Annotated in this window: 21 protein-coding genes and 1 pseudogene; 14 read left to right on the top strand and 8 right to left on the bottom strand. The window is 71.6% G+C overall.

Annotated features, from left to right (window positions below; translation table 11 throughout):
• The first annotated feature begins 191 nt into the window (after nucleotides 1–191).
• The 6 genes from AC068D_RS02595 (at nucleotide 192) to AC068D_RS02570 (ending at nucleotide 4,402) form a co-directional block, all read left to right on the top strand.
• Nucleotides 192–590, top strand: coding sequence for a hypothetical protein (locus tag AC068D_RS02595; protein ID WP_478821066.1), 399 nt, complete (start codon nucleotides 192–194; stop codon nucleotides 588–590).
• 173 nt (nucleotides 591–763) lie between these two features.
• Nucleotides 764–1,423, top strand: a complete 660-nt coding sequence (locus tag AC068D_RS02590; RefSeq protein ID WP_478821065.1) for a M15 family metallopeptidase — start codon at nucleotides 764–766, stop codon at nucleotides 1,421–1,423.
• Between the two features lie 97 nt (nucleotides 1,424–1,520).
• Nucleotides 1,521–2,159, top strand: coding sequence for an RNA polymerase sigma factor (locus AC068D_RS02585; protein WP_478821064.1), 639 nt, complete (start codon nucleotides 1,521–1,523; stop codon nucleotides 2,157–2,159).
• On the top strand, nucleotides 2,156–3,163 hold the full coding sequence (locus tag AC068D_RS02580) for a C40 family peptidase (protein WP_478821063.1): 1,008 nt from the start codon (nucleotides 2,156–2,158) through the stop codon (nucleotides 3,161–3,163). Before AC068D_RS02585 ends, AC068D_RS02580 begins: the two co-directional genes overlap by 4 nt.
• A 61-nt stretch (nucleotides 3,164–3,224) precedes the next feature.
• A complete protein-coding gene (locus tag AC068D_RS02575) occupies nucleotides 3,225–3,998 on the top strand; it encodes a M23 family metallopeptidase (protein ID WP_478821062.1) in 774 nt (257 codons plus the stop codon).
• Nucleotides 3,992–4,402 (top strand): hypothetical protein, encoded by a 411-nt coding sequence (locus tag AC068D_RS02570; protein WP_478821061.1) that lies wholly within the window; start codon nucleotides 3,992–3,994, stop codon nucleotides 4,400–4,402. Before AC068D_RS02575 ends, AC068D_RS02570 begins: the two co-directional genes overlap by 7 nt.
• Before the next feature lie 70 nt (nucleotides 4,403–4,472).
• Here AC068D_RS02570 and AC068D_RS02565 read toward each other — a convergent pair whose 3' ends face one another.
• Together AC068D_RS02565 and AC068D_RS02560 are read right to left on the bottom strand one after the other, a co-directional pair.
• Nucleotides 4,473–4,856 (bottom strand): hypothetical protein, encoded by a 384-nt coding sequence (locus tag AC068D_RS02565; protein WP_478821060.1) that lies wholly within the window; start codon nucleotides 4,854–4,856, stop codon nucleotides 4,473–4,475.
• Nucleotides 4,857–4,876: 20 nt separating this feature from the next.
• Nucleotides 4,877–5,269: a hypothetical protein gene (locus AC068D_RS02560; RefSeq protein WP_478821059.1), complete on the bottom strand. Its 393-nt coding sequence runs from the start codon at nucleotides 5,267–5,269 to the stop codon at nucleotides 4,877–4,879.
• A gap of 267 nt (nucleotides 5,270–5,536) precedes the next feature.
• On the opposite strand from AC068D_RS02560, the gene AC068D_RS02555 reads away from it, so the two are divergent.
• Both AC068D_RS02555 and AC068D_RS02550 read left to right on the top strand, forming a co-directional pair.
• On the top strand, nucleotides 5,537–6,724 hold the full coding sequence (locus tag AC068D_RS02555) for a hypothetical protein (RefSeq protein WP_478821058.1): 1,188 nt from the start codon (nucleotides 5,537–5,539) through the stop codon (nucleotides 6,722–6,724).
• Between the two features lie 90 nt (nucleotides 6,725–6,814).
• Nucleotides 6,815–7,192, top strand: a complete 378-nt coding sequence (locus AC068D_RS02550; RefSeq protein ID WP_478821057.1) for a hypothetical protein — start codon at nucleotides 6,815–6,817, stop codon at nucleotides 7,190–7,192.
• A 545-nt stretch (nucleotides 7,193–7,737) separates the two neighbouring features.
• On the opposite strand, the gene AC068D_RS02545 is transcribed toward AC068D_RS02550, so the two are convergent.
• The 6 genes and pseudogenes from AC068D_RS02545 to AC068D_RS02520 form a co-directional block, all read right to left on the bottom strand.
• The gene (locus AC068D_RS02545) at nucleotides 7,738–9,243 is read right to left on the bottom strand and encodes a PP2C family protein-serine/threonine phosphatase (protein ID WP_478821056.1); all 1,506 of its coding nucleotides are present in this window, start codon (nucleotides 9,241–9,243) and stop codon (nucleotides 7,738–7,740) included.
• Nucleotides 9,244–10,125: 882 nt separating this feature from the next.
• Nucleotides 10,126–10,872, bottom strand: a complete 747-nt coding sequence (locus AC068D_RS02540; protein ID WP_478821055.1) for an SAM-dependent methyltransferase — start codon at nucleotides 10,870–10,872, stop codon at nucleotides 10,126–10,128.
• A gap of 185 nt (nucleotides 10,873–11,057) precedes the next feature.
• Nucleotides 11,058–11,279: pseudogene (locus tag AC068D_RS02535) on the bottom strand (IS256 family transposase); the annotation flags it as partial.
• A gap of 73 nt (nucleotides 11,280–11,352) precedes the next feature.
• Nucleotides 11,353–11,922 carry a hypothetical protein gene (locus tag AC068D_RS02530; protein ID WP_478821054.1) on the bottom strand — a complete coding sequence of 190 codons (570 nt, stop codon included), beginning with the start codon at nucleotides 11,920–11,922 and terminating at the stop codon, nucleotides 11,353–11,355.
• Nucleotides 11,923–11,924: 2 nt separating this feature from the next.
• Entirely contained in the window at nucleotides 11,925–12,062 is a 138-nt protein-coding gene (locus AC068D_RS02525; RefSeq protein ID WP_478821053.1) for a hypothetical protein, read from the bottom strand.
• A 207-nt stretch (nucleotides 12,063–12,269) separates the two neighbouring features.
• Nucleotides 12,270–13,340 (bottom strand): DUF8094 domain-containing protein, encoded by a 1,071-nt coding sequence (locus AC068D_RS02520; RefSeq protein WP_478821052.1) that lies wholly within the window; start codon nucleotides 13,338–13,340, stop codon nucleotides 12,270–12,272.
• Between the two features lie 353 nt (nucleotides 13,341–13,693).
• On the opposite strand from AC068D_RS02520, the gene AC068D_RS02515 reads away from it, so the two are divergent.
• The 6 genes from AC068D_RS02515 (at nucleotide 13,694) to AC068D_RS02490 (ending at nucleotide 24,183) form a co-directional block, all read left to right on the top strand.
• Nucleotides 13,694–13,912, top strand: coding sequence for an MbtH family protein (locus AC068D_RS02515; protein ID WP_478821051.1), 219 nt, complete (start codon nucleotides 13,694–13,696; stop codon nucleotides 13,910–13,912).
• A 412-nt stretch (nucleotides 13,913–14,324) separates the two neighbouring features.
• Nucleotides 14,325–15,323: a LysR family transcriptional regulator gene (locus AC068D_RS02510; RefSeq protein ID WP_478821050.1), complete on the top strand. Its 999-nt coding sequence runs from the start codon at nucleotides 14,325–14,327 to the stop codon at nucleotides 15,321–15,323.
• Between the two features lie 326 nt (nucleotides 15,324–15,649).
• Nucleotides 15,650–16,000: a hypothetical protein gene (locus tag AC068D_RS02505; protein ID WP_478821049.1), complete on the top strand. Its 351-nt coding sequence runs from the start codon at nucleotides 15,650–15,652 to the stop codon at nucleotides 15,998–16,000.
• Nucleotides 15,997–17,715: a condensation domain-containing protein gene (locus AC068D_RS02500; protein ID WP_478821048.1), complete on the top strand. Its 1,719-nt coding sequence runs from the start codon at nucleotides 15,997–15,999 to the stop codon at nucleotides 17,713–17,715. The genes AC068D_RS02505 and AC068D_RS02500 overlap by 4 nt, the downstream gene beginning before the upstream one ends.
• Nucleotides 17,705–19,588 carry an amino acid adenylation domain-containing protein gene (locus AC068D_RS02495; protein ID WP_478821047.1) on the top strand — a complete coding sequence of 628 codons (1,884 nt, stop codon included), beginning with the start codon at nucleotides 17,705–17,707 and terminating at the stop codon, nucleotides 19,586–19,588. Before AC068D_RS02500 ends, AC068D_RS02495 begins: the two co-directional genes overlap by 11 nt.
• Nucleotides 19,585–24,183 (top strand): type I polyketide synthase, encoded by a 4,599-nt coding sequence (locus AC068D_RS02490; RefSeq protein WP_478821046.1) that lies wholly within the window; start codon nucleotides 19,585–19,587, stop codon nucleotides 24,181–24,183. Before AC068D_RS02495 ends, AC068D_RS02490 begins: the two co-directional genes overlap by 4 nt.

Below are 24,183 nucleotides of genomic sequence, written 5' to 3'. Positions count from 1 at the left end.
TTGGCTGAATATCGCCGGCTATCCGATGTGGATTCCCCCATTCACCGAAAGGACGGTCCGACTTCCGACATGGGGACCGCCATGACCGCCCTGCCGTATGAGCGTTCCTCGGGGTGACGCATACGGCCTGCCCCCCGGAACCGTCACCCGGGCGCATCGACGACCCGACACGCACCGACCGGGAGGGCTCCATGACCGGATCAACGACCAAGCGAACCAGCCGAACACGCCGGACGGCGGTCGCCGCCGCAGCGGCATGCGGCGCCGGACTGTCCCTGGTCGCGGCGGCACCGGCTCCGCAGGCCGCGGACACGACCAGGGTCTACGTCTGGGCGACCGGCGTGAACATGCGCGCGTGCAGTTCGTACTCGTGCCCCCCGTACAGCGGGATCAAGGTCAGCAGGATGTACGTCACGGCGTACTGCCAGAGCACGGGTGACACCGTCACGGACGGGCCGTACAAGAACAATTACTGGGTCCAGGTGGATGCCGGCGGACCCCGCGGCTGGATCAGTGCGGTGTACGTCCGCGGGGGCGACAACATGAAGCCAATTCCCGGAGTTTCCGAGAATTTCGAAGACTGCTTCTGACAGAGAGCGATCACAGACGCGTACGGCACGGTTTATCGGGCGGGCGGTGCGCGGGGCGATGACGGCCTTTCCGGCCACTTCGCTCCGCGCACCGCCCGCTCCGTACAACCGCTGCAAAACGCCCTGCAGCGGATCTGCATCGTTCTTGCAGAGCCCGCCTCCACGCTGTGAGCGTGACGGACATCATTCTGCTCTCCGACCACCGAGTGGCCGAAACGCATGTCGCCGAGAACGGTGAACCCCTCGTCGACGCACGGGAGGTCACCGCGCTGCGGATCGACCCGCGCAAGGCCGACGACGACGGCTCGTACGCGCACCTCAGAGCCGAAGTGCTGCGCCGGCTCCTGCTCGCGCAGGACGCGCTGCCCTCGGGCATCCACCTGCTGGTGGTGGAGGGCTTCCGGCCCTCCGCATTGCAGCGCCGCTACTTCGACACGTACGCAGCCACGTTGCGCACCGCCCACCCGGACGCCTCTGCGGACCGGATACGCGCACTGGCGAGCGCGTACATCTCGCCCCCGGAGGTCGCCCCGCACGTCAGCGGCGGCGCGGTGGATCTGACCCTCTGCACCGGGGACGGTGCGGAGCTCCCCCTCGGCACCGAGGTCAACGCCACTCCCGAGGAGAGCGGGGGCCGCTGCCGCACCGCCGCGGTCGGCCTCGACGCCGAGGCCCGCGCCAACCGTGGGGTGATGGGCCGGGCGATGAGGGCCGCGGGGTTCGTCAACTACCCGACCGAATGGTGGCACTGGTCGTACGGAGACCGGTACTGGGCGCTGATGACCAAGGCGCCCGCGGCCCTGTACGGACCCGCCACGTCAGGCCACCCGTAGCGCCGCCGCCGCAGTTCGAAGGCACAGCTCCGCCACACGGCTGCGGGGGCACAGGGGCCGACTGCAGTCCGAGACAGACAGATCTGGGGGGAACACAGTGACGAACACCTGCGGGACGACGATGACCAAGTCGTCCTTGCTCGCCGAGACCGCGAGCACGAACGCGGACACGCCGGCCATCACCGATCACATGACCGCGGCCGAGTTCGACGAGGCCTTCACCGCCGTGATGCCGAGGCTGCGACGCCGGCTGCTCGCCCTGACCGGCAATCCGCACGACGCCGACGACCTTCTGCAGGAGACGTACCTGAGGCTCTCGCGCCGGGCGCGCTCCCGCACTCTGGTGCGACAGCAGCAGCCGTACGCCTACACCTGCGCGGCGGCGCTGAACCTGCTGCGCGACCTGTGGCGGCACCCCTCGCGCCAGGAACGCTGCACCGACCGGCTGCCCGAGCAGAGTTGGGACGGCGGCTTCGCCGGCAGGGAGGCCGAGGCGGTGGCGACCGCGCTGCTGCGCGGGCTGTCGCCGAAGGAGGCGGCCGCGGTGATCCTGATCGACATCGAGGACCTGACCCACGACATGGCGGGGGAACGGCTCGGCGCCCACCGCGGAACGGTGCAGCGCAACCGTATGCGCGGCCTCGCCAAGATGCGCGCCGTACTCGACGCATACGAACCGGCCTCCGCTCCCGTCTCCTCCACGAAGGGGCCCTCACGGCCCACACCCACGGCGTGACCGGCGACGGCCCGGGGCAGCCCGACCGGCTGCCGCACACCGTCCACCTGCCGGACACCCCGCAGCCGCACGATCCGTCCGCACACACCTCATCCGCACAGCGCGCGAACCACCTCAGGGGGACCCGCATGCACCGCACCAACCGCACACTGACGGTGGCAGGAGGACTGCTGCTCGCCACCATGCTGAGCTGTACCGGTACGGCGATGGCCGCCGCGTCACCGGTCTCCGCCAAGACCGCGGCCGCCGCCGACTGCCGTCCCCTGGCGGACGCGCCCGACCAGGCGCAGGCGGTCGTCAACGCCGCCTGCTCGCAGCTCGGAGTGCCCTACTCGTGGGGCGGCGGCTCCATCCACGGGCCGACGTACGGTCAGGACTACCCCGGCGGCGGTCCTGGCGCCCACGACAGCCAGGTGAAGGGCTTCGACTGCTCGCACCTGGTGCAGTACGCGGCGTGGCAGGGGGCGGGAATCGCCCTGCCGGAAGGCTCATGGAACCAGGCCCAGTGGAGCGGTGCCACCGCCCGCTTCTCCCGCGACCAGGGTCTCGGCCCGCTGCAGCCGGGCGATCTGCTGCTCTGGGCGTCGGACCCGGGCAACCTCGGCTCCGTCCACCACATCGCCGTCTACCTCGGTGCCGGCAAGATGGTCGAGGCCCGCGAGTCGGGAACGCTCGTGATGGTCAGCGACGTGCGGCTGAACTCCCAGTACGCGGGCGCCCTGCGCATCGCGGGCGGCGAGCAGCCCCCGGCCGGCACGAAGCGGTTCATGACCTGGGGCACCGGTGTCGGTCTCCGTCCGGAGGCCGGTACCCAGAAGCCCCCGGTGACCCGTCTGCCCGGGCCCACGGCGGTGGACGTGCAGTGCCAGAAGCACGGCGAGATGGTCCACGCCGAGGGCTACAGCAACGACGCCTGGTCGTACCTGCCGAAGTACCGGGCCTGGATTTCGAACATCTACATCGACGACCCGGCGGCGTGGCTGCCCGGAGTCCCGACCTGCTGATCCGCGGGCCCCGCCCGCCCCTCTCGATCCGACCGCCCTTCCCCACGAAGGAGTTCTCGTCATGCGCATCCCCAATCGCACCACGTCCCTCGGCATGCTCGCGACCGCGGTCGCCGCGGCCGGGCTGATCCCGCTCACGGCCGGCGCGGCCGACGCCGCCCCGCCCGCCAAGCCCGCCGACTATGCCGGGTCCTGCCCGGCCGCGGGGAGAGTCACCCAGGGGTGGCACTCCGGGCACGACGGCGTCGACATCGCCAACAACCGCGGTACGCCGATCAACTCCACCGGGCCGGGCACGGTCATCGCCTCCGGCCCGGCCAGCGGCTACGGCCAGTGGATCCGCATCCGGCACGATGACGGCACGGTCACCGAGTACGGCCACATGTACGAGCGTCTCGTCTCCGTGAACCAGCGGGTGAGCAGCGGCCAGCTGATCGCGCGCATGGGCTCCGAGGGCGACTCCTCCGGCAACCACCTGCACTTCGAGGCGCACAGCTCCACGTCCAGCAGCCGGGGCATGGACCCGGTGCCGTATCTCGCGGCGCGCGGTGTGAGCCTGCCGTGCACGCCGGGCGGGGGAACGCCCGGGACCAACTTCACCACGTGGGGCACCTCCGTCCGGGTGCGCGCCGACGCACGGCTGAGCGCGGCGGTCGTGCGCACGCTGAGCGGGCCCACGCCCGTCTTCGTGGAGTGCCAGAAGCACGGTGACGTCGTCAACGCCGAGGGCTACAGCAACGACGCCTGGGCCTACATCCCGGCGCTCGGCGGCTACATCAGCAACATCTACATCGACCACCCCGCCGCCTGGCTGCCGGGGGTCCGCGAATGCTGACCGGCGTCCGTGCCGGTGCGAGGGGTGTCGCGGCGGTGGTCCTGGCCACCGCCGCGGCACTCCTCTCCCCCGGCCTCACCCCGTCCGCGCAGGCCGCCGACTCGGCACCCTGCACCCCGGACCCCGACTACCCGGGAACGTTCCGGTGCCCGATCTGGGGAGCGAACGTCAACCTGCGCTCCGCCCCCAACCAGCAGGCCCCCGTCATCGCGACGTCACCCGACAGCGGATTCCTCAGGGTCCTGTGCCAGGTCAAGGGCGGTCGCGCGACCTACGGCGGCTACTGGCACACCTGGTGGGTGAAGACCCCGGCAGTGGGCATGGCGCCGTCCGCCTACATGAGCGAGATCTTCCTCGTCGGGGGCCGCGACGACGAGCCCGACGCGGGTCTGCCGACCTGCTGAACGACAACCGCGCACCACACATGACGCCCCTGGGACCACGACATCGGTCCCAGGGGCGTCCGCGTGGAGTTCAGCACTCCTTGACCAACGGGGAGGGGTCCGCGCCGACATCGACATTGCCGCCCCGGACCCACGCCCCCTGGTACTGCCTGCCGGTGGCGGAATCGGTGACGTAGCCCCAGTACCAGACTGCGGTCGTGCAGCCGCCGGCGGTGACGCGCTCGCCCGGGTACCAGCAGAGGATGTCCTGGGAGAACCGGCCGGGCGTCGTCCCCGTGTTGACGAACACATCGCCATGGGTGGAGACGAGGTCGCGGACGTTGCTGTGCGTCCGAAGCGTCGCCACGAGCCCGTCGGGACGCGCCTGGGCGGTGCCCGCGCCACGACCGGACAGGGTGAGGGCGCCTCCGAGCGCGAGGCTGACGGCGGCGGTCCGAGCGTGGTGCTCGACCATGGTGTCGTCTTCTCGGGGGATCAGTTCGGGCAGACGCCGACGGAGTCGGCGGGGTCCTTGCCGACGTTCACGTTGCCGCCCCATACCCAGACGTTGCGGTAGGGGCCCTTGCCGAGGTCGACGGAGTCGTGGACGGTGCCGCGGTACCAGACGTCCGTGTGGTAGCCGCCGGCGGTGACGGGTTGGCCGTGCACGTAGCAGACGCCGTCCATGTAGTAACGGTCCTTGATGGAGCCGGTGTTGAGGAGCGGCACGTTCTGGGTACCGGGCGCCGAGCGGACGTTGCTCTTCGTCTGCAGCGAGACGTAGAACCCCGCGGCGTCGGCGTGGGCGGTGCCCGTCGTGGCGAACAGGGACAGCGCGGCGCCGACGGCGAGGCCCGCGGCGGCGAGGCGGGTACTGCGCTGGGACATGGGTGCTCCGGGAAGGGTCGGGCCCGGTGAGGGCCGGATGGGTGTCGGGGCGAAGCCGCTGTTCCGTACGGAGGTTGGCGGCTTGCGGCCCCTGCCCGGCTGACGGGCGCGGGCTGACGGTCGTATGAGGGTCCCGGCGACGAGAGGCTGGGACCCTCGTACGACCGGCAGCCCGTCCGGTCCTCATACGGCGCAGGGCGTGACGCCGTCTCGCCGGTGGTGCGAACGGACGCACCTCCACCGAATCCGAGGACCACCATGATGACCTTGAACAGCACGCAGGGACGGGGCGTCGCCCGGTCCATTCGTCGTGGCACGACACGGGCGGGCGTGTGGGCCGCCGCTCTCGCCGCACTCGTGTGCACCACCGCGAACACCGCAATCGCCGAGTCCCCCTCGCCGCGCCCGTCGGTCAGAGCCGACGTGCCGGCCGGAGTGACGGCGGGCGTCGCCGTCTTCGACCGCCACACCGGGACGTTCACCGAGCAGCTCAACACCGCGGGGCAGTTCCGGTCGGCGTCCGTGGTCAAACTGCTGATCGCCCTGGACATGCTCTGGAACCGCGGCCCCGACGCCCTCCCGGCCGCCGACCGGGCCCGCATCGACGCCATGCTGCGCAGCAGCGACGACGCGGCCGCGAGCACCTTCTGGGCCAACAACGGATCGGGGGCGATCGTCGACCGGATGGTCGCGCGCCTCGGCCTGACGGACACCGCCCGGCCGCCGTCGACCCACCCCGGCTACTGGGGTTACACGGCACTCTCGGCCCGCGACACCGTGAAGATCTACCGCTACCTGCTGGACTCGGCCCCGGCCGCGGTACGCGACTACGTCCTCGGCAACCTGCGGGAGTCCACCCGCTGCGCCACCGACGGTTACGACCAGCACTTCGGCATCGCGGGCTCCTTCAACCGTCCCTGGGCCGTCAAGCAGGGCTGGTCGGGCTTCAGCTCCGGCGGGTGCACGGCGACCACCGCTGCGGCGGCAATGGAGCCGGCAGGATCGGCCGCACGGACGCCGAGGCGTGCCGATGCGGTCGACCTCACGCGTCCGGCACTGCACACGACGGGGGTGGTGGGCGCGGGCGACCGTTCCATCGTGGCGGTCTTCACCCTGCACCCGAGCGGTTCGTCCTACGGCAAGGCGTACACCGACGTGGGGCGCCTGACCCGTTCGCTGAACGTCCCCGGCGCGTCACGCCCGGCAGGTACCTGGATCGGCACCTGGGGCAGCGGCGTCCGTGTCCGCACCCAGGCGACGACCGCCTCCGGCGCGGTCACGACACTGCCCGCCGGCGCCGAGGTACTGGTCGGCTGCCAGAAGCGCGGCCAGCAGGTCAGCGCACCGCCCTACGTCAACGACTGGTGGGCCTATCTGCCGCAGTACGGGGGCTACATGACCAACATCTATCTCAGCGTTCCGGAGAACCAGATTCCAGGAGTGCCGGTCTGCTGACCCGGCGGCGAGCGACGGCGAGGGGCTCATACGACATGTGCCCGCACGCCGTCCCCGTGGTGAGACGACCTACGAGTGAGGAGAACGACGATGACCAGGCGTATGGTCGGAGCCCTGGCCGCGGTGGCGGCCGTCGCGGGCGTGCTGGGGACGGCGCCGGCGGCCTCGGCCGAACCGAATCCGCCGGGCTGCGGGAAGGGCTACTTCTGCATCTACTCCGACATCATGGAGGAGGGGCGGCTCGTCCTGAAGTCGTCCGGCAACTGGTCGGGCAGGGCGATCGGCATGTCCATCTTCAACAACGGCACGCCTCTCCCCGGATACGACCACATCCAGGTCGAATGGGGCTGGGAGGACGGCGGCCACTTCTCGGACTGCCTCCACTACAACCCCGGCCCGGGCGGGTATTCCCGCAGCTTCGGCGCCAACGCCGTCTTCACCAAGGTGACATGGCGCGGCGAGTGCTAGTGCGGTGACCGGAAGGGTCACCGGCTCGCGACGCCCTGCACGGCTCAACGGCTGCCGCTGGGAGGTACCGCCACGCCGCGTTGCCGGAATCGCCCGAGTACGTCCGCGGCACGAGGGCGCTCTTCCCGGCCTCCGGACGGGTGGGGCGCCCCCGGCGAAGCCAAGGGGGAGTGCCCCCACCACTGCGATGCTTCCCCTCGGCCCTGGCGGCCCCGGGGGGGACCCCACCCGGGCACCGGACGCAGCGAGCTTTCCGGCACGTCCGGTACCCGCAGGGACGGCACCCGGGCCGAGGCCGTCATCAGCCGCATCCGCGTCCGCGGCCGGGTCCGGGGAGGCCCCGGACCCGGCCCGAACGCGTCCTTGCGGACAAGGACCACTCGGCCCGCTCGTTTAGCGCCTGCACTGCCCAGACCGAACGGCGGGCCTCCTGCTCCTGGGCCTCGGAGTGGTCCGTACGCCCCCGACCGGGGAAGAGGCACTCCATGCCCGCCCCGGACCCGCCGGCACCTGCGGTGCCGTGGTCCAGCAGGAGGTGTGCGAGCTCATGAAGGATGATGTGCCGGTTCGGCCCGCGCGATGAGCAGGGCCACATCGTCATGGTCCCCGGGGTGGCGCAGGGTGCGCAGCAGCAGGTCACAGGTGTCGTCCAGCGAGCGTTGGGGATCATCGAGGACATCCACGAGAGCGTCCAGACGTTCGTCGATCGGCTGGTCGCGCGTCTCGACCAGGCCGTCGGTGTAGAGGACGAGTTGGGCGCGCGGCTCGATGTCGAGACAGGTGGTGTGAAAGGCGACGCCGCAACCGCCCAGAGGCGCGCCGGCCGGCAGGTCGAGAAGCAGGCACTCGCCGTCCGGACGGAGAAGGACGGGCGGCAAGTGCCCCGCGAGGGAGACGTGGCACTTCGCGGTGTGCGGGTCGAAGATGGCGTAGAGGCAGGTCGCGATCGTCTCCCCCAGACTGTCGGTGATGCGGTCGAGGTGGTGGAGGACCTGGGCAGGGTCCAGGTCGAGATCGGCGAGGGTCCGAGTGGCGGTGCGGAGCTGACCCATGGTGGCCGCTGCCCTCACCCCGCTGCCCATGACATCGCCGACGACGAGGGCAGTCTTGTCACCGCTCAGGGGTATGACGTCGAACCAGTCCCCGCCGATTTCGATGGTGGCCTGGGCCGGACGGTAGCGGGTGGCGATTTCCAGTCCCGGCCGCCGCGGCGGTGGGTGAGGCAGCATGCTGCGCTGGAGGGTGAGGGCGGTGCGGCGTTGCTCTTCGACTGCGCGGTGCCGTTCGGTGACATCCACGCTGGAGGTCGCCACGCCCAGCACTTTCCCGTTGGTCGCCTCGAGCCGGTAGAAGGAGATCGACCAGGCGTGGTCGTGGTCCGGGTCGGCGGGGGTGCGTCCCACGGTGTACTGGTCCACGATGGGGATGCCGGTGGCCAGGACTTCGCGCATCGCCGCCGCGAAGGACTCGTCCAGGAAGGGGAGCACCTCGTCCACGTGCCGACCGATGTGATCGACGGCCGGCACGCCGTTCATGCGCTCCTCCGCCGGGTTGACCGAGACGTAGCGAAGGTCCGTGTCCAGGACTCCCAGCCCGATCGGCGACTGGGAGACCAGGCGGGCCGACAGCGCCAGGTCACGTTCGACTTGCCGTAGGGTCGTCTGGTCCGTGGCCAGGCCCAGGGCGTAGTAGTCCTGCTGATCGTCCTGCAGCCTCATGTTGCGGAACTCCACCAGCCGGGTGCTGCCGTCTTTGCGCCGGACGGGGAACACCCCTGCCCAGCTCTCGCCGCCTTCCATCACGTGGGTGAACAGTTCCAGGACCTGCTCCAGATTCTCCTCGTGGACCAGCAGGGGGCCCGCGTGACGTCCCAGGGCCTCCTCTGCGCTGTAGCCGAACAGGATCTCGGCCTGCGGGCTCCAGAGGTCGATCCTGCCCTCGGCGTCGAGCAGAACGGCCGCCACGTTCAGCACATCGAGCAGGCCGCCCGGCCCGGACGCAGTGATCCGGGTCGAGTCAGGGTCACCAGACAAGGGTCCACTCGCACCCATGCTCCGGGACCTCCTTTCGGCCATCGCCCGGCATGACGCTGGTGTCAGGCACCGTGCCGCCGTACACAGCCGGCTCACCCATCGTCCCTCTCCTCCGGCCGCTCGTGCATGCCGCGCCGCCATGCCTCGACGCTCATGCCTGCACACGGGGATCGCAACGGCGCTGGTGGCAGCGTCTCCGGGGATGGAGTTCACGGAGGATCACCGACAGTCCTCGATGCATCGCACAGCGCATCCATGCAGCCGACGTCGAGAGGAAAGGCCCCGCCCCACCAGGGCCTCGGCCGAGCGCAAACGGGACCGGTGCGGCCGACGAGCCGACCGCGACGGTGTGCATGGGCGGCCGGCTGGTGGGGGAAGATCCCCCAGTCCGTCGACAGGGGTGTGGAGCGTTTGCTGCGTGCCTCTGCTGCCTGACCCATCCGAGGGCCCGACGGTACCGGCGCGGCCGGCGCGCTGCGGGGCGGTCGCCGCAGTGCGGGCCCGTGCGCCGCGGTGCGGGCCGGTCGCCGCGGTGCATCAGCTTCATTCGCTTCAGCTGTCGCCCGCGTGTGATGGCGCCGGACCGCGCGATCCCGACGCCGGCGTCTGCTCGACCCGGCGATCGCGCCAACGGTGATCGCACGTCCCGGAGCGCACCACTTGCGCCTCCTTCGCGGTCCGCTGGCTGCGTGACGTGGAGCCGTGCAGTCGGTGGCAGTACCCCGGGCGCTCCCCTGCCCCTTGCCCGGTCAGCCCGGCGGCAGGACAGTGCCGAGTGATTGTCGGGACCGGTGGATGACGTGGCGCGTGTTCAGCCCACGGGGTGTCGGGGCGTTCGAGGTTGGGTGGTGTCCGAGTGAGCCCCGGCAAGTGGCGCCGGGGCTCACTCGGAGCGGTGTGTCAGCGGTCCATCAGTACGAAAACGCCCCACCCGAGGTATTCGCGCTGGTACCTGGCGTGCTGGACGGGAGCCGCAGCGAGTTCCGCACGCATCTCGTCGGCGAGCTCGTCGTCGGGGTTGGTGTCCAGCCAGCGGCGGATGTTGAGCCACTGCGCCGCGACGTACCGGTCCCAGCTGTCCTGGTCGGCAAGGACCATTTCGACGACATCACAGCCCAGGGCGTCGAATTGTTCGAGCAGTTGCGGCAGCAGGAGCAGGTCGTCCTTGCGGGCCATGTGGCAGCCGTCGACGGTGACCTGGTCCTGGGGCTCGCGGCGCCAGAAGGGTTCGCCGATCAGCATCATGCCGCCGGGAGCGAGACTGCGCCGCAGGAGTTCGACGGTGCCGGCCACGCCGGAGCCGATCCAGGTGGCGCCGATGCAGGCAGCGATGCCGACGGGATCGTCGGCGACGTGGTCCGACGCGTCCGCGTGCACGAAGCCGACCCGGTCGGCCACGTCCAGCTCCACCGCCCGCGCGCGGGCGGCGTCGATGAAGACGGTGCTGATGTCCACTCCGGTGCCGGTCACACCGTGGTCGCGTGCCCAGGTGCACAGCATCTCGCCCTTGCCGCAGGCGAGGTCGAGCACACGGGTGCCCGGGGACGGGCTGATGGCCTGGCCCAGGATGGCCAGTTTCTCGCTGGTGAACGGGTTGCAGAGGCGATGGCTGCTCTCGCGGATGGTGAAGCTACGTGGCAGATCCACTATGGGGATTCCTTCGGTCCGGGGAGGTCACAACGGCTGGGGAAGGCGGCCGCTGAAAGTTGGCCGCGATTACCTGAACCGTCATCAAATGCACCTCTTCGGACGCGTGAAGGCTGGGACCGGTCGAAGGTACGGCCACTGGGATCGTCACGTCCATCGAATTTCACGTCCTGCCGAAAGGCGCGTCATGCGATGTGGGCCGCCGGACGTCCGACGAACTGACCGCGTTCGAAGCGGGCTCCGGCACGTACGAGGGCGACAGATGAGGTGCGTTCACGGCCCGCCGGCGCGCCCGGGCGGACTCGACGAGCTTCACCACCATGGCCGGCAGCGGCCGCGCTGCCGGGGCCGCGGGTGACCTTCGTACGCAGGTGAACGGTTGCGAAGGTCGTCTCGAGCCCAGGCGTCATCGGAAAGATCACCCGCGCCACATCGGCCGGAACGATCCCTCACCAGGTGAGTCGGTCGATCTGAAACGGCCTAGGAGGTCCGCGTCTCCCTGTCCCGCAGGGTGTAGCCACCGTCGGTGACCGCCATGTCGGCGGCGGGTGCCATGCACTTGGTCAGCAGGGGCGCGCGCTTGGCGGTCGCTCCGGACAGCCCGGCGCGTGCTTTGCCGTTCCTGGGGACGTAGAAGCTCACGCCCATGCGGGTGTGAGGGTCCAGGTGCGTCTGCCACGGGTGGCCGGCGCTGGTGCGGACGAGTCGGCCGGTCACGGTGGCGGTGGGGCCGCCGGTGGTGAGGCAGTCGACCTCGAAGTCGCCCCAGTAGTCACGGCCGTCGATGACGTGGGAGATGCGGAAGGTGCCCCAGGAGCGGGTGGGCATGCTGCCCGCGGTGTAGGTGGAGTGGGCGTCGACGGTGACCCGCACCTCCTCCTCGGCGATCTCGTAACCCAGCCGCGCCTCCCCCTCGAGGGAGGAGGCGAACGTGGTGGGTGCGGCGGCGGGCGGGGCCTCGGGGGCGGGGGCGGGGGCGGCGACAGCGGGGGCGGCGACTGCGGCGACGAGGGCGATGACGGCGGCGACGCGCAGGGTCTGCTTCAGCACGGTCAGGCTCCGATCCAGGCGGTGATGACGTACGCGTCGATCGTCGCCAACACCGCTGCGCCCGGGCGTCCTTCGATGGTCGTAACCGCATCCGCCGCACGGGCGAGGCGGCCCTCGCACCGGTCACCCTTGGGGAGCATCCGATGGACCATGACGGTTCCGGCGCCGGGTCCCGCGCAGCCGTGAGGGACGAGTAAGGCTGCGCGGTTGCCGGATACCGGCCATGCGTGGTGCCGGGTGGAGTTCTGCACGGCGCGCGTGGTCACCGCCCCCTTTGCGCCGGCCCGTGTACCGGGCAACTGCCGAGTACCGACTGGGCAGGTGACCCGCGCTTCTCCGCGACCGCGCTAATCGGGACGGACGCCGCTCGCCGAGAGCAGCTGAGGGTCGTAGCAGTCGCACGCCAGGACCGTGGCGGGCGGAGCCTTCCCCGCCGGCACCTCGATCAATGCCGTCATGCTCCTCGTCTCCTCGACCCGGCGCCATTCCTTTCCGCCGCCGCCGAGCAGCACATCCGTGTCCGAACCCTTGTCGAACTGGACCGTGCCGTGAGGCGGAGCACCGGCGACGCGGTGCTGCCGGACGAAGGTGCAGGCGACGAGCGAACTGCCTGTGGAAAGGCGGAACACCGGGAGGTCGGTGCCGGTCACTTCGTAGGAGAAGCTGCGCTCGAGGTCCTCGTGCGCCCAGTCGTTGTGGAACCGGACGAGGTCGCTCGTGAACCCGCCTTCCGTGAAGCGGTCCGTTGTGGGACGACCGAGCGGAGGCGCAAAGCTGAGGTAGTCGGCGAACCTGTCGCACACCGTGCGGTCGGTTGCCGCGGTCGCGGACAGCTGCGCCGTTCCGGAGGCGCCGCGGCGAATGTCAGGCAGCACCTTCGGCCGCAGACGAACGACAGTCCTGCCGTTCTTGGTCGGGGCCGGAGAAGGCGTCGGCGAAGAGGTCGCTGACTTCTTGGCAGGCTCTGTGACAACCCATCCGGCCGCGGCGGCCTTCCAGGCGCCTCCTGCTTCCGACTGGGTGAAATACAGGAGCTGCGAGGACCGGTCCGTCTCCCTGCCTTTCCACTTGCTCAGGACAGCGAAGGACCGGGGGTAGGGTGCACCGGCCTGCACGGTCGGGATCAGGAAGCGGGGTTGGGTGAGGTGGAAGACTCCTTCCTTGGTCTTCGCCGCGCGGTGAATCGTGTACCCGGCGAGTGACTCTTTCAGCAGGACGCCCGTCTGGACCTTGCCGGCGGCCGCATCGTCCAGCGCGGCATCGGCGGCCGCAATCTCGCGGTCGTAGCGCTCGTAGACGCTTCTGGCCTCGTCCGTCGCGATGACTGGGGTCGGCTCAGTTGGGGACGGTGGCTTCGCGCCACCGTGCGTTGAAGTTTCTGCTGTGCAACCGGTCGACAACCCCAGCAAGATGCTCAAACCGGCTATGCAGAGCCGCGCGATCGGGCGTCCCAAAGTTCCTGCCTCCCCCATGGATCTGTGATCGCTGCCAGCGTAGGCGAATCCGGGACCGCACGTCTGTCACCCCGTCAGGCCCGCACCGCGATCAGCTCCGATCGTGCCACCGCTGCCTCCACGGTGACATCGGACACGTCCCACCCGTCGGCCACGAGACGACCAAGCCTGCCCATGAAGCCACGAAAGCCCAGGCCACAGTCACCGTCGTGAGTCTCGGTCGAACTCGGAAGGGCCCGGGGTCCTCCATCGAAGGGATCTTGTCGGGAGTGGTGCGGGGCGCGCACGCTGAGGGTGTTTTCGCAGTGGAGTCAGTCGTGGAGGGAATCACGGTGCAGAGCACGGGTGTGAACGACCGGTTCGTGGTCGTGGTGAACATCGAGGAGCAGTACTCCATCTGGGGCGAGGGGCGCGAGCTGCCGGAGGGATGGCGGGAGGCAGGGTTCGCCGGAACGAAGGAGGAGTGCCTCGCGCACGTCGAGCAGGTCTGGACGGACCAGCGGCCACTGAGCGTGCGACGGGACGCCGTCAGCTGATGCATGGCAGGCGAGTGCGCTGGTGGCGCACTCGCCTGCCATGGCCCGCCCGACGCGGCGACGAGCCCTTCACAACGCCCGCCGGACGGCCGCCCGCGCCCGCAGTCCAGCGGCAGAGCACGTACTTGACCGTACTTGACGATCCCTCAAAACCCATGTGCGAGTTGGCTGATGCGTGACTATCGTCTGGCCACTGCAAGGGCGGTGGCTGCTTCACCTGCCTGCCCCGGGAAGATGAACCCGAAGGATGCGCCATGTTCCACACACATGACACAAGTGCGGCTTACGGCACTGCCCGCGTCACCGCGGTGCACATCCGACCAGCCCTGACGTGGCCGTCCAGAGCGCGGTCCGGGGAGAAACCGGTAGGGCAGCGATGCCCGTGAGCCGGCCGAGCCGAGCAGTGGGCCCGTTGGATCTCAGGCAGCTCGCCACCTTCCACCGCGTCGCGACACTGCGCAGTTTCACCAAGGCCGCATCCGAGCTGAATTACGCCCAGTCCAGCGTGACCAGTCAGATCAAGAATCTCGAAGTGTCGCTGGGGGTGGAACTCTTCGAGCGCCTGCGGGGCCAGGTCCGGCTCACCCCGGCCGGCGAGCAGCTCGCCCCGTACGCGGAACGCATCCTGTCGCTCGTCGACGAAGCCAGGGAGCAGACCGCGAGCTGGGTCGAACCCTCCGGTGTGCTCACCATCGGCGCGAGTGAAAGCCTCACCTCGTACCGGATGCCGCCGGTTCTCGAGTTCTTCCATCACCACTATCCGCGACTGCGGCTCTCGGTGCGTCCTGGATCGGCCGCCCAGATCTGCGAGGCGTTGCGGCAGGGCACACTGGACATGGGGTTGTTCATGGACGCGCGCACCGAGCACTCGGGGCTGCAGACCGAAGTCCTCGGGGCCGAGCCGCTTGTCGCCATAGCCGCGCCCGGGCACCGTCTCGCCGGGATGTCCGGACCCACCACCAGGGACCTCGGCAGCACTCCGGTCCTGGTCCCCGAACCCGGCGCCTGCTACCGACGACTGCTGGAAGCCGAGTTGGCCGACGCCAACGACGGGTCCGGGGCCGCGCTCCTGGAATTCGGCACCGTCGAATCCATCAAGCGCGGGGTCGCCGCCGGGCTGGGCACCAGCGTCGTGCCGGAGGTCGCCGCAACGGACGCGATCGCAGCGGGAAGCCTGGTGGAGTTGGAGTGGCAGCCGCCGTTCAAGGTCTACACCCAAGTCGCCTGGCGGCGCAGCCGGCAGCTCACCCGCGCCATGCGGGCGTTCATCGACCGGACGTCCGCGGCATCGTGCGGGACGTACTCTCCTCAAAGCGCGGGCTTGCCGTACGCATTGGACCGGGATGTCGAGGACGGGACGGATCCGCTCGTCCTGCGAGGGGTGCGCCCCGAGTTCGAGCTCGTGGATTGACCGCGACTGCGACACGGTGCAGATGCCGGGCCCTGCCGGCGGTCGTCCTGGAGGCTCTACCGGGGCCGGCCGCCGGTTCGGCACCGCCGTGGCGATGACTGCGGCGCTGCCAGGCCCTGCGGTCCGGCTCATTCCGGTCTGCCAGCAGTTTCGCGTCGATCGTTTTCTTCGATGCCTGCGATCAAAAATGTCACCCTGTGATCGATTGACCTCGTTGATCTTCATGATCAAGGCTGTGATCGGTTCCGTGAACAGCGAGGGACCGCACACACATTCGGGGGCCTGATGCGACACACTGCCGGTCGGACAGAGACGGCACGTTTACGTTGACGCACGACAACGCCGGCGAAGCGGATCGTTGGGTCCGCCGCTTACACGAGCCCGCCCTCCGCGCCGACCTCGCCGCGCCGATGCGGTACCGGGTGGCTCCCGACGTGACCGTGCCGTGCCCGGTCCCGGTGTTCGCGGCGGACGAGCACCCGAACCCTCCTGCGGCGAACGCCGGACTGTGGGGCCGTCACTCGGCCGTCGGCGACGCCGAGGCGCACCTCTTCGAGGGCGGCCGATTCCACCTCGGTTCGCTCCCCCGGCGCTTCCTCGGTTCACTCCCCCGGCGCTTCCTCGATCTGCTCCACCAGACCGTGCGCAACGCCCGGAAGGGGGTCCGGTTCGCATGACCTCGAGCGGATTCGTCGCGGAGGAGCTCGCCCGGTTCTGGTCGGAGCTGCTCGGCGTGCGGGAGGTGGAGCCCGGTGCGGAGTTCGCCGCACTCGGAGGTGGGAATCGGACCGCGGCACGGCTCGCCGAACTGATCGACGAGGAGCTCGGCGCCCGGGTGTCTCCGGCCGCGCTCCTCCACGCCGGCACCCTGAAGGACATGGCCTCGGTGGTCCACGCCGCCATGAAGGCCCCCGTCTCCGCGCCCACCGGCTCAGGTGCCTCGCGGGCCGGGTCGGGCACGGCCTCCCCTGCCCCCTCGGACGGGCCCCGACCGCTGCCGGACGACCCGGATGCCCGGCCCGCGCTCTCCTTCGCCCAGCAGCGGCTGTGGTTCATGCAGCAGATCGACCCCGAGAGCACCCTCTACAACGTCCCCACCGTGCTGCGGCTGCGCGGCATGCTGGACCGGGCGGCGCTCGGCCGGGCGCTCGACGGGGTGGTGGCCCGCCACCAGGTGCTGCGCACGACGTACGGGGCGACTTCCGGCGTACCGCACCAGGTGATCTCCCCGCCCACAACGGTGCCCCTGCCGTGCACCGACGTGTCCGGCACCGGCGACCCGGAGGCGGAGGCGCGGCGGATCGCCGCCGATGAGGCCCGGCGGGTGTTCGACCTGGCGTCCGCTCCTCCGCTGGCCGCCCGTCTGGTGCGGGTCGCACCCGACGACCACAGGCTCCTGCTGACGTTCCATCACATAGCCGTCGACGGCGCCTCGGTGGAGATCCTCTTACGCGAGCTGGGTCTGCTGTACGGCTCACCGGACGCGCTGCCCGCACCCGCCCTGCAGTACACGGACCTCTCCGGGTGGCAGCGCGATCGGCTCACCGGCGACGTGCTGAGGGTCCTGATCGACCACTGGCGCTCCGTCCTCGGCGACGACCCGCGTGCCCCGGAGCTGCCGACGGACCACCCGAGGCCGGTCGGCAAGAGCTTCCGGGGCGCCGTCGCCGGCCGCGTCCTGCCTGCCGAACTTGTGCGCTCGGTAAGGGCGTTCGCGCGCTCCGAGCGGGCCACCGTGAACATGACGCACCTGGCGGCGGTGTACGCGCTGCTGGCGGGCTGGTCAGGGGCCGACGACATGACGGTGGGCATCCCTGCCGCCGGCCGCACCCGGCTGGAGCTTCAGGAACTGGTCGGCTGCCTGATCAACATGGTGCCGGTACGGGCCCGGCTGTCCGGTGGCCCGGGTTTCCGGACGATGGTCGGCCGGACACGGGCGGCAGTGCTCGACGCAGCCGCCCACCAGGAGCTGCCTTTCGACAAGCTCGTCGAGGCGCTCGTCTCCCGGCGCGGCCGGGACTTCATGCCGGTGTTCCGCTTCATGTTCAGCTACCTGGGCGAGCGCCGCCCGCCGGTCTTCGCCGGGCTCGGCCCGTGCGAACTGGACCTGGCGGGACCGCAGGACACCGCGAAGTACGACCTGAGCCTCTACGTGGAGGAGCGCGGAGGCGACGTCGTGGAGCTGTCCCTGGAGTACGACACCGACCTGTACGGGCCGGACACGGCAGCCATGCTGCTCACCGCGTACGAGCGGATCCTCGCGGAGGCCGTCGCCTCGCCGGACACCCCGGTCGCCGAGCTGCCCGTCGTCCGGTCCATCGCCGCCCGTACCCCCGAGAACGGCCGGGCCGTCGTCCCCGGCATCGAGAGGAAGAGCGACCTTGACCGTTGACGAACGGGTCTCCGGGCCACGTCCGGACGCTGATCCGGCCGGGACCCTGCACAGTTGGTTCGCCCGGCAGGTGGCGCTGCGCGGCGATGCCGTCGCCGTCAGCGGCGTCGACGGGCGGCTGACCTACCGGGAGCTGGAGCGGGACGCCAACCGGCTCGCCCACCGTCTGAGGTCGCTCGGTGTCGGCCCCGAGGTCCCGGTCGCGGTGTGCATGGAACGGACCACCGGTCTGGTCACGGCGCTGCTGGCGGTCCTCAAGGCGGGCGGGGCATACCTGCCCGTGGACCCGGCGAGCCCCCTTGAGCGCCGGGAGTTCATGCTCGCCGACGCCGGTGCGAGGGTGCTTGTCACCGACCGGGCCGACAGTGGCGCGGGACCCGTGTCCACGGTGCTGACCGGTCCGGGCGGCACGGATCTGTCCGGATACCCGGACTCCGCCCCGTCCGACGGGGGCGCGGTCGCGGCGAACCTCGCGTACGTGATCTACACCAGCGGTTCGACGGGCACGCCCAAGGGCGTCATGGTGGAGCACCGCCAGGTGACCGCGCTGCTCACCGGCACGCGGGACCTGTTCGGGTTCGGCCCGGACGACGTGTGGTCGATGTTCTCGTCCGCCGCGTTCGACGTGTCGGTGTGGGAGGTGTGGGGTGCGCTGCTCCACGGCGGGCGGCTGGTGGTCGTCCCGGACGACACGCGCCGCTCGCCGCAGGACTTCCACGCCCTGCTGCACCGCGAGGGGGTCACGGTCCTCAACCAGACGCCGGCCGCCTTCCGTCAACTGGTCGGGTACGAGGAGGAGCTGGCCGAGCGGGGCGCGAAGCCGGCGGAACTGGCGCTGCGCGTCGTGGTGTTCGCCGGTGAGGCGCTGGCGCCGCAGACGCTGCGGCCGTGGCTCGACCGGCTCGGCGACTCCTGCCCCGAGCTGGTGAACATGTACGGGATCACCGAGACGACGGTGCACTCCACGTACCGCCGGATGACCGCCGCGGACCTGGACGGTTCGGCCTCCGTGATCGGCGAGGCGTTCGAGGGCTGGTCGCTGCGGGTGATCGGCGCCGACGGCCGGGAGGCCCCGGCCGGGACCCCCGGCGAGCTCCACGTGGGCGGCGCGGGCGTCGCCCGCGGCTACTTGGGCCGCCCGGCACTGACCGCCGAGCGGTTCCTGCCGGACCCGGACGCGGCCGTGCCGGGTGCCCGTCGCTACCGTTCGGGCGACAGCGCGCGGCGCTCGGCCGAGGGCGGCGACCACGAGTACCTGGGGCGTCTGGACCACCAGGTGAAGGTGCGCGGTCACCGGATCGAGCTCGGCGAGATCGAGAACACCCTGGCCCGGCACCCTGCGGTCCGCGACGCGGTGGTGCTCGTGGACCGGGACACGGTCGGCGACCCGCGCCTGGTGGCGTACTGGGTGGCCGCAGCGGGCACCGAGGGCGCGGTCGGCACGACGCGGCTGCGGGAGCACCTGGCCCGGACGCTGCCCGAGTACATGCTGCCGAACGTGTTCGTGGCCCTGGACGCGCTGCCGCTGACCGTCAACGGCAAGGTGGACCGGCGGGCGCTGCCGGCGCCGGAGGCCGAACGGCCCGAGCTCGGCGCGGACTTCGCGGCGCCGGCCACACCCGTGGAGAAGACCCTCGCCGACATCTGGGGCGAGCTGCTGTCGGTCGACCGGGTGGGACTCGACGACGACTTCTTCGAGCTGGGCGGCCACTCGATGCTCGCCACACAGGCCGTGGCCGTGGCCAAGGAGCGGCTCGGGGTGCCGGTGACGCTGCGGATGCTCTTCGACCGTCCGACCGTACGGGAACTCGCGAGCGGTCTGGAGGACCTGCTCGCCGCATGCCACAACGACACCGACAGGGGGAACGCATGACCGAGGAGAGGGACGGGGCGGGGCTTCCGGAGCAGAGCGTCGCCATCATCGGGATGAGCGGGCGCTTCCCCGGTGCCCCCGACGTCGACGCACTGTGGCGCATGGTCGTGGCGGGCGCCGACGGCGCCACGCGGTACAGCGACGAGGAGCTGCGGGCCGCGGGGGTGCCGGAGGCACTCCTCGAGGACCCGGCGCTGGTCAAGTCCGGTTATCCGCTGGAGGGTCACGACCGTTTCGACGCCGCCTTCTTCGGGATGTCCCGTTCCGAGGCGGAGTTGACGGACCCCCAGCACCGGCTGCTCCTCGAGACCGCGTGGCAGGCGCTGGAGCGAGCGGGGTACCCGGCGGGTTCCGTCGACGCCCGCACCGGGGTGTTCACGGGTGTCGCGGCCAACGGCCATCTGCGGGAGCGTGTTCCGCAGGGCGGGCCGGACGGCCGGGTGTCGGACGAGATCCAGGTGGGGATCGGCAACGACCCGGGTATGCCGGCGCTGCGCGTCTCGTACAAGCTGGGCCTGACCGGGCCGAGCCTCACCGTGCAGACCGCCTGCTCGTCGTCGCTGGTGGGCGTGCACCTGGCGGTGCAGTCGCTGCTCTCGCGGGAGTGCGACATGGCGCTGGCCGGCGGTGTGGCGGTCAGGGAGCTCGAACCGCGCGGCTACCTGTACGAGGAGGGGGCGATCCTCTCCCCGGACGGGCGCTGCCGCCCGTTCGACGCCGAGGCGAGCGGCACGGTCTCGGGTGACGGCGTGGCCGTGGTGGTCCTCAAAAGGCTGGAGGACGCGGTCGCGGACGGTGACCACGTCCACGCCGTGATCCGGGGCTCGGCGGTCAACAACGACGGCTCCGACAAGATCGGATTCACGGCCCCGTCGGCTCGCGGCCAGGCGGACGTCATATCCGAGGCCCTCGCGGTGGTCGGGGTCGAGCCGGGCTCGATCCAGTACGTCGAGGCGCACGGCACGGCCACACCGCTCGGCGACCCGATCGAGGTACAGGCGCTGACCGAGGTGTTCGGGCCCGGGCTGCCCGCGGGGTCGGTGCACCTGGGATCGGTGAAGTCCAACGTGGGCCACCTGGACGCGGCCTCCGGAGTGACCGGCCTGATCAAGGCGGCGCTGGCGCTGGAGCACCGGCACATCCCCCCGACCGCCCACTTCACCGCGCCGAACGAACGGCTCGCCCTGGACAAGGGCCCGTTCCGGGTGGACGCCGAGGGCCTGCCGTGGCCGGAGACGAAGGAGCCGCCCCGCGCCGCGGTGAGCGCCTTCGGCATCGGGGGCACCAACGCTCATGTGGTCCTGGAGGCCGCGCCCGTGGTCGAGGACGGTGCGGACGCCGACGGATGGCAGGTGCTGCCCCTGTCGGCGCGGACGCCCGAGGATCTCCGGGCCGCCGCCGACCGGCTCGCCGATGCGCTCGACGGCGGCTCCGGGACGGGTCTCGCGGACGCCGCGTACACCCTCCAGGTCGGACGGGACTCCTTCCCCCATCGCCGTGCCGTCGTCGCCTCCGGCCGGGCCGAGGCCGCCGCCGCGCTGCGCAGGGCAGCGGCGGTGACGGAGCCGGCGGCCCAGGACGGTCAGGCGCCCGCAGTGGTGTTCCTCTTCCCGGGGCAGGGTGCCCAGTACCCGGGGATGGGCGCGGAGCTCTACCGCACCGAGCCGGTGTTCCGCGAGGCGTTCGACGCCTGCGCCGAGATCCTCGCGCCCCTGACCGGCTGGGACGTGCGCGAACTCGTCTTCGCGGCGGACGAGGAGGGCGCGGGCGAGCGGCTGCGGCAGACCAGTCGCACCCAACCGGCCGTGTTCTGCGTGGACTACGCCGTGGCACGGCTCCTGCAGTCCTGGGGCGTGTTCCCGGACGCGATGACCGGGCACAGCCTCGGGGAGCTGGTCGCGGCCTGCCTGGCAGGCGTGTTCAGCCTGGAGGACGCACTGCGCGTGGTGGCGCGGCGGGCCGGGCTGATGCAGGACCTGCCACCCGGCCGGATGCTGTCCGTGCTGCTCGACGAGGCGTCCGCCGCCGAGGCGCTGCAGGGGTCGGGCGCCGTGATCGCCGCCGTCAACGCGCCCGGTTCGTGTGTGGTCGCGGGCACGCCGGAGGAGGTGGCCGCGGCTCGCCGGACGCTGGAGGAGCGGGGCGTCGTCGTGAAGGAGCTGGAGACCTCCCACGCCTTCCACACCCGGCTGGTGGAGCCCGCTCTGCCCGGTCTCGCCGAGGTGCTGCGCTCGGTGACCCTGCACAAGCCGTCGATCCCGTTCCTGTCCAACGTGACCGGCACCTGGATCACCGACGACCAGGCCACCGACCCGGAGTACTGGGTGGCGCACACCCGTGAGCCGGTGCGGTTCGCGGACGGCGTTTCCACGCTGGCACGGCGTGGCCCGGCCGTTCTCGTCGAAGCCGGTCCAGGCAGTCAGCTCAGCGGCCTGGTGCGCGGTCACACCGAGCCCCTGCCGGTGGTGACACTGCTCCCCCGCCCGCGCGGCGAGGCCGCCGCCCCTGCCGAGGGCCGCACGCTGCGCGAGGGCCTGGGCGAGCTGTGGCGGCGCGGCGTGGACGTCGACTGGGCGGCACTCCACCCGGGCCGCGCCCGGCGCCGTGTACCGCTGCCCGCCTATCCGTTCCAGGGGCCGAGCCACCTGCTGCCCCGCCGTGAGGAGACGGCCGCGGCCGCCGTCCGCGCGGACCCGGCGCGCTGGACGTACGCACCGGTGTGGCACCCCGCGCCGCTGCCGGGGGCGGAGACGGAGGCCCCGCGGAACTGGCTGGTCCTCGCCGACGGGCGCGGGCTCGCCGACGAGGTGGCGGCCGGGCTGCGCGAGCGGGGCCACACGGTCGTCACCGTGAGGACGGGCGCCGGCTGCACCCGTACCGCCGAGCACGAGTTCACCGTCGCCCCGGCGGACCCCGACGGCCTCCCGCGGGTCGTGCGGGACCTCCGCAGTGACGGCACGGCGGTCGACCGGGTGCTGCACGCCTGGTCGGTCACCGGCCCCGGCGCGGACGGCGGCCGGGACGCCTCCGGACGCCACACGGAGGCGCTGGACCGCGGTTTCCACGCTCTGGTGGGGCTGGCGCAGACCCTCGACGAGTCCGGCAAGGACCGCCCCGTGCGGATCGACGTCGTCACCGACGACCTCCAGGACGCGTACGGCACCGCCGTCGTGCTGCCGGAGCGGGCCACGGTGTACGGGGCGGTGACCGTGCTGCCCCAGGAGTACTCCTGGCTGACCTGCCGGGCGGTGGACGTGAGCCTCGGTTCCGCGTCCGGGCCGGACGCGGTCCGGGCGGTCGCCGGCCGGCTCGCCGCCGAGCTGGCGGGTCCGGGCGCGGAGTCGCTGGTGGCGTACCGGGGCGGCCGCCGGCTGGGGCGGGCGTTCGCACCGGTCCCGCTGGAGCCGGTGCCCGCGGAGCGGGCGTGGCCGGGCGGTGCCGGTTACCTGGTGACCGGGGTGTCCGGGGAGGCGGGGCTGAGCCTCGCCGAGCACCTGGCGGAGTCCGGGGCCCGGCTGCTGCTGGTCGGCTACCCAGAGCCTTCCGGGGCCACCGCCGAGGACACCGTACGGGAGCGTGCGGCTCGCCTCGCGGCGCTGCGGGCGGACCGGCCGGACGCCGTGGCGTACCGGTCGGCGAACCTCGCGGACCCGGATCAGGCGCGGTCCGTGGTACGGGAGGCCCGGGAGCTGTTCGGCCCCGGCGGGCTGCGCGGAGTGCTGCACTTCCCGGAGGCCCGGGGCTCCGGTCTGGTGGCGCTGAAGTCGCGGGAGGACTTCGACGCGGTCCTGGCGGCGCGGGTGCGCTCCACGCTGCTCCTTGACGAATTGCTGGCGGACGAGCCGGAGGCGTTCCTCCTCGCGGGCTCGACGACCACCGGCGTCACCGGCGGCTTCGGGCAGTCGGAGAACACCGCGGCCGCCGCCTTCCTCGACGCCTACGCCCACTCCGCCGCGGCGGGCGGACGGACGGCCGTCACGTTCGACGTGACCCAATGGGCGTGGGACGACTGGTTCGAGCGGCAGATGGCGGGCCTGCCAGAAGTGCGGGCGCTCTACGAGCGGCTCCGCCGCGAGCAGGGCGTGCCGGTGGCGGAGGGCCTGGCCCTCGCCCGGGCCGCGCTCGCGGGCGGGCTGCCGCAGGTGGTGGTGTGCCGGGGCGACTTCCAGGAGGTGCTGGCCGACCGGACGAACCTGACGGCGGCCTCGTTCACCGACGCGCTGGGCAGCGGCGGGCAGGGGCCGGACGACGACTGGGACCCGGCGGTGGTGTGGCCGGACGACGAACTCGCCCAGTCGGTGGCCCGGATGTGGCGGGACATGCTCCGCGTCTCGCCGATCGGACCCGACGACGACTTCTACGAGCTCGGCGGGAACTCCCTCTTCGCCATCCAGATCGTGGGCCGGCTGCGCCAGGTGCACGGCGACTTCCCGATGAGCGCCGTCTTCGAGGCGCCGACCGTCGGGGGGCTCGCGGCGGCGATCCGGGCGCACCAGGCGGAGGCGATCGGCCTGGACGAGTTCGAGGCGCTGCTGCGCGAGGTGGAGGGCCTGTCGGCGGACGAGGCCGAGTCGAAGCTTCAGGAGGAGGCGTGA

It is taken from the genome of Streptomyces sp. NPDC043861, assembly GCF_056435905.1.
This window is presented reverse-complemented; position numbering and strand designations above follow the sequence as displayed.

Bases quoted from the DNA above. Each gene is read 5' to 3' on its own strand.
- AC068D_RS02595 (WP_478821066.1), top strand. From the start codon at position 192: ATGACCGGATCAACGACCAAGCGAACCAGCCGAACACGCCGGACGGCG.
- AC068D_RS02575 (WP_478821062.1), top strand. From the start codon at position 3,225: ATGCGCATCCCCAATCGCACCACGTCCCTCGGCATGCTCGCGACCGCG.
- AC068D_RS02570 (WP_478821061.1), top strand. From the start codon at position 3,992: ATGCTGACCGGCGTCCGTGCCGGTGCGAGGGGTGTCGCGGCGGTGGTC.
- AC068D_RS02565 (WP_478821060.1), bottom strand. From the start codon at position 4,856: ATGGTCGAGCACCACGCTCGGACCGCCGCCGTCAGCCTCGCGCTCGGA.
- AC068D_RS02560 (WP_478821059.1), bottom strand. From the start codon at position 5,269: ATGTCCCAGCGCAGTACCCGCCTCGCCGCCGCGGGCCTCGCCGTCGGC.
- AC068D_RS02550 (WP_478821057.1), top strand. From the start codon at position 6,815: ATGACCAGGCGTATGGTCGGAGCCCTGGCCGCGGTGGCGGCCGTCGCG.
- AC068D_RS02545 (WP_478821056.1), bottom strand. From the start codon at position 9,243: ATGGGTGCGAGTGGACCCTTGTCTGGTGACCCTGACTCGACCCGGATC.
- AC068D_RS02525 (WP_478821053.1), bottom strand. From the start codon at position 12,062: ATGCTCCCCAAGGGTGACCGGTGCGAGGGCCGCCTCGCCCGTGCGGCG.
- AC068D_RS02500 (WP_478821048.1), top strand. From the start codon at position 15,997: ATGACCTCGAGCGGATTCGTCGCGGAGGAGCTCGCCCGGTTCTGGTCG.
- AC068D_RS02490 (WP_478821046.1), top strand. From the start codon at position 19,585: ATGACCGAGGAGAGGGACGGGGCGGGGCTTCCGGAGCAGAGCGTCGCC.